This is a genomic window from Pseudomonas sp. OF001 (genome assembly GCF_904426495.1).
Classification (GTDB): domain Bacteria; phylum Pseudomonadota; class Gammaproteobacteria; order Pseudomonadales; family Pseudomonadaceae; genus Geopseudomonas.
In genome coordinates, this window is record NZ_CAJGBM010000044.1 from 1 (window position 1) to 3,373 (window position 3,373).

A 3,373-nucleotide genomic window follows, 5' to 3' on the forward strand; every position below is an offset into this window, starting at 1 on the left:
TGGGTATACGGATTTAATGGTTGATGGGGCACCTTCACCCCATCAATCTGATACCACCCTCAGATGGTTGATAGATCGACTCCGTAGTTGAGTTCCTCTGCGAAGTCCGGCAGTCCGTAACCGATGGTTTTCTTGTAGAAAGGAGAGACCTTCGCAGTCGGTGCCTTCTTCTTGTGCTTCGTGGTGTAGAGCATTCGTGCCCGCATCACCTCGAAGGAGTAACCGCGCCCTTCACGGTTCTTGTCCTTGGCCAGTCGGTTGATGGACTCCGTGTAAGCGTTGGTGACGGGCATGTCCGTCTCGAAGTAGGTCATGGTCTCTTCGCGCCAGTTTCCCACTGCCCTGACCAGATCGCTCCAGACTTCCTTTTGGCCCTTCGGGATGGTGGCTATCCACTCGTCCAGGGCGGCTTCTGCCTGGAGCCGTGTGGTGGCGTCCCAGATGCCGTAGAAGCGCTCCTTGTGCTCGTAGGCGGCCAGCAGTTGCGGGAACGCGCCTGTCCAGGTCTCCATGATGAGGCGCTCCCGGTCTGAGACTTCGTGAGCGCGTTTCAGCAGGATTTTCCGGTCTCCCTTGAGAGTCCGGCTCTGGGACGGTTTCAGCTCCTTTCTGAGGCCCTTGCGCACTCTCTCTAGGGCATCGTTGGCCATGCGCACCACATGGAACTTATCGACCACGATACGGGCCTGGGGCAGCACAGCCTTGACCGCTGCCCGGTAGGGGTTCCACATGTCCATGCTGACGATCTCGACCTTCTGCCGGTCTTTCAGCTTCATCAGGTAGTTGGTCACCACGTCCTGGCGGCGGGTGGCCAGCAGGTCGAGCAGGGTTCGCTCCTCAATGTTGGTCAGAATGCAGCGGTAGCGCTTGTTCAGGTATAGCTCGTCAATGCCCAGGATGCGGGGCGTCTCGAAGCGGTGCCAGCGCCCCAGGAACTCGGCGCGGGCGTTGAAGTGTCGCGCACCGTCTTCTCGTCCAGGCCGGTCTGTGCCGCCACAAAGGTGTAGGGGTGGTTGAAGGATTCCTTCTCCACGTACTCATGCAGCCGCAGTGTCATACGGAATCCGTCCACCATCTCCGGTAGCTGGGGCCTGAATGTTGTCTTGCAGGCCCGGCAGGTGTATCGGCGGCGGACCACCCAGAGAGTGACCCGCTTGCCGTGGATGGGCAGATCACGATAGGGAACGTCACGCTTGCCGAACCGTACGAACTCACCCTGCACGCCGCATTCCTCGCAGGCGATGGGATCGGGCACGTCCACCTGGAAGTGCATTTCGTCGTCGGTTGATTTGCAGCCCAGTACTTGGTATTGCGGCAGGTGAAGGATGTTGTCGGGAATTTCGGTCATGGTGTTGTATAGGCGTAGGTGTCAGTCAGATCCATCCGGCTCGGCATTGGTGTTTGCTTTTTTACCCAACAAGCTGCTGGAAACGAAAAGTAAGGCACCGAGGACAATTGCAATATCAGCCAGGTTGAAGGCCGGCCAATGCCAGTCTCGCCAATAGAAATCAAAGGAATCCACAACATAGCCGCGAAAGACCCGGTCAATCAGGTTGCCCATGGCGCCACCGAGGATAAGACTGTAAGCGATGGCTTCTCCTTTATGACGATTTTCAAGGATCAGCTTGATCAGAAAAATCGAGACCACTACCGCGATTCCGATAAAAAAGTAGCGCTGCCAGCCTCCACCATTCGCAAAAAGACTGAATGCGGCACCGGTGTTCCATAGGTGCACCCAGTTAAAGAACGGGGTCACCGAAACATACTCGCCATAGGCCATTGATTGCTGCACCAGCCACTTTACAGCCTGATCAGACGCTGCCAGCAGGCCCGATATGGACAATAGGGCATACGGCGAGAGCTTTTTGCCAATAATGAGCATTATTTAACCCTTCAACGCCAAAATGCGTCTGGCACCGTTAAGTACAATGCCCCCCGCGATGGTGCCGATAATCAGATCCGGATAATTGGAACCGGTCCACGCGACCAGGGCGCCGGCGGTGATGACCCCCAGGTTGATCACCACGTCGTTGGCCGAGAATATCCAGCTTGCCTTCATGTGCGCCCCGCCTTCCCGATGTTTGGATATGAGCAGCAGACAACTGGTATTGGCAATCAATGCGACGAATGCGATAGCCATCATCACCAGCGATTCAGGCTCACTACCGAATACAAAGCGTCTCACCACCTCTACGAGCACGCCCACAGCCAAGATCAGTTGCAGTACACCAGCAAGATGCGCGGCACGTACCTGCATTTTCACGCTATGTCCAACCGCATAAAGGGCAAGCCCGTACACCGCCGCATCGGCAAAATTGTCCAGGGATTCTCCAATCAGGCCGGTGGACTGGGCGATCAGACCGGCAGTCATTTCCACCACGAACAGAAGTGCATTGATGCCGAGCAACCAGCGCAGGGTCCCGGATTCTTGCTTAGCAGAAGCTGCCGAAAACTCGGCGGCCTTGATGGTCTCCGGATTTGCAGCGACGGTTTCCTGAAGCGAGGCGCCTAGCCCCAAGGTCTTCAGTTTCGAGGTGACGGGCTCGACCTCGCCGTCATGCACGACCTTCAGCCGGCGGTTCGACAAGTCGAAGGACAGCGCCCGAATCTCCTCAAAGCCGTTCAGGGCTAGGCGAATCATTCGTTCTTCTGATGGACAGTCCATCTTCGGCACGGCATAAACACTGACCCATCTCCCTGGCGCCTCGGAGGAGGCCTGTATATCGGTATCCGCTGCGGACGTTGCATCACCGCCACAGGCGCCACCACAGGATTTGCTCATGATACGACTCCACTTGAACAATGTTGTGGTACCATTTAAAACTATAAAGCTACTATAAGGTCAATAGAGTAAAGAATCCGTTGGGGAGGAGGCTGATGCGCATTGGTCAGTTGGCGCAGTTGGTAGGGGTCGAAACACAGACGATCCGCTTCTATGAACAGCAGGGCTTGTTGCCGCCGCCTGATCGGCAGGACAACGGTTACCGTGTCTATACCGAGAAGCATGGTGAGGGGCTGGCCTTCATCCGTCGCTGCAGAATCCTGGGCCTGTCACTGGCTGAGATTCACGAACTACAGAGCTATCAGGACGACCCTCATCAGCCTTGTACCGCCGTCAACGCCTTGCTCGATGATCACATCTCTCATGTGCGGTCGCAGATAACCGCTCTGCAAGCGCTTGAGAAACAACTCGTTTCACTGAGAGCGAGTTGCAACGATGACCGGGAAGTTGAGGCGTGTGGGGTTCTTGCTGGAATTAGCGAAGGAAACATGCACCAGCAGTAGGTGAAGCATCAACCAGATAATCCGATGAGATGCCGGTCTGTCTCACTCTCATGCAAAGGTAAGATCAACCATTTAATCCGCTTACCCA

The 3,373-nt window shown here is 55.9% G+C and carries 3 protein-coding genes and 1 pseudogene; 1 reads left to right on the forward strand and 3 read right to left on the reverse strand.

Features of this window, described 5'->3' with window-relative positions:
• Positions 1-59: 59 nt before the first annotated feature.
• The 3 genes and pseudogenes from RA210_RS17740 to RA210_RS17750 all read right to left on the reverse strand — a co-directional run bounded on the left by RA210_RS17740 (position 60) and on the right by RA210_RS17750 (position 2,782).
• Positions 60-1,348: pseudogene (locus RA210_RS17740) on the reverse strand (ISL3-like element ISPpu12 family transposase).
• Positions 1,349-1,369: 21 nt separating this feature from the next.
• Positions 1,370-1,882 (reverse strand): signal peptidase II, encoded by a 513-nt coding sequence (gene lspA, locus RA210_RS17745; RefSeq protein WP_004863699.1) that lies wholly within the window; start codon positions 1,880-1,882, stop codon positions 1,370-1,372.
• 3 nt (positions 1,883-1,885) lie between these two features.
• Positions 1,886-2,782, reverse strand: a complete 897-nt coding sequence (locus tag RA210_RS17750) for a cation transporter (RefSeq protein WP_004574643.1) — start codon at positions 2,780-2,782, stop codon at positions 1,886-1,888.
• Between the two features lie 95 nt (positions 2,783-2,877).
• Here RA210_RS17750 and cadR point away from each other — a divergent pair, with 95 nt between their 5' ends.
• Positions 2,878-3,285, forward strand: coding sequence for a Cd(II)/Pb(II)-responsive transcriptional regulator (gene cadR, locus RA210_RS17755; RefSeq protein WP_004364961.1), 408 nt, complete (start codon positions 2,878-2,880; stop codon positions 3,283-3,285).
• Positions 3,286-3,373 lie beyond the last annotated feature (88 nt).

Coding starts and splice junctions, on each gene's coding strand:
- RA210_RS17750 (WP_004574643.1), bottom strand. CDS start 2,782: ATGAGCAAATCCTGTGGTGGCGCCTGTGGCGGTGATGCAACGTCCGCA.
- lspA (WP_004863699.1), bottom strand. CDS start 1,882: ATGCTCATTATTGGCAAAAAGCTCTCGCCGTATGCCCTATTGTCCATA.
- cadR (WP_004364961.1), top strand. CDS start 2,878: ATGCGCATTGGTCAGTTGGCGCAGTTGGTAGGGGTCGAAACACAGACG.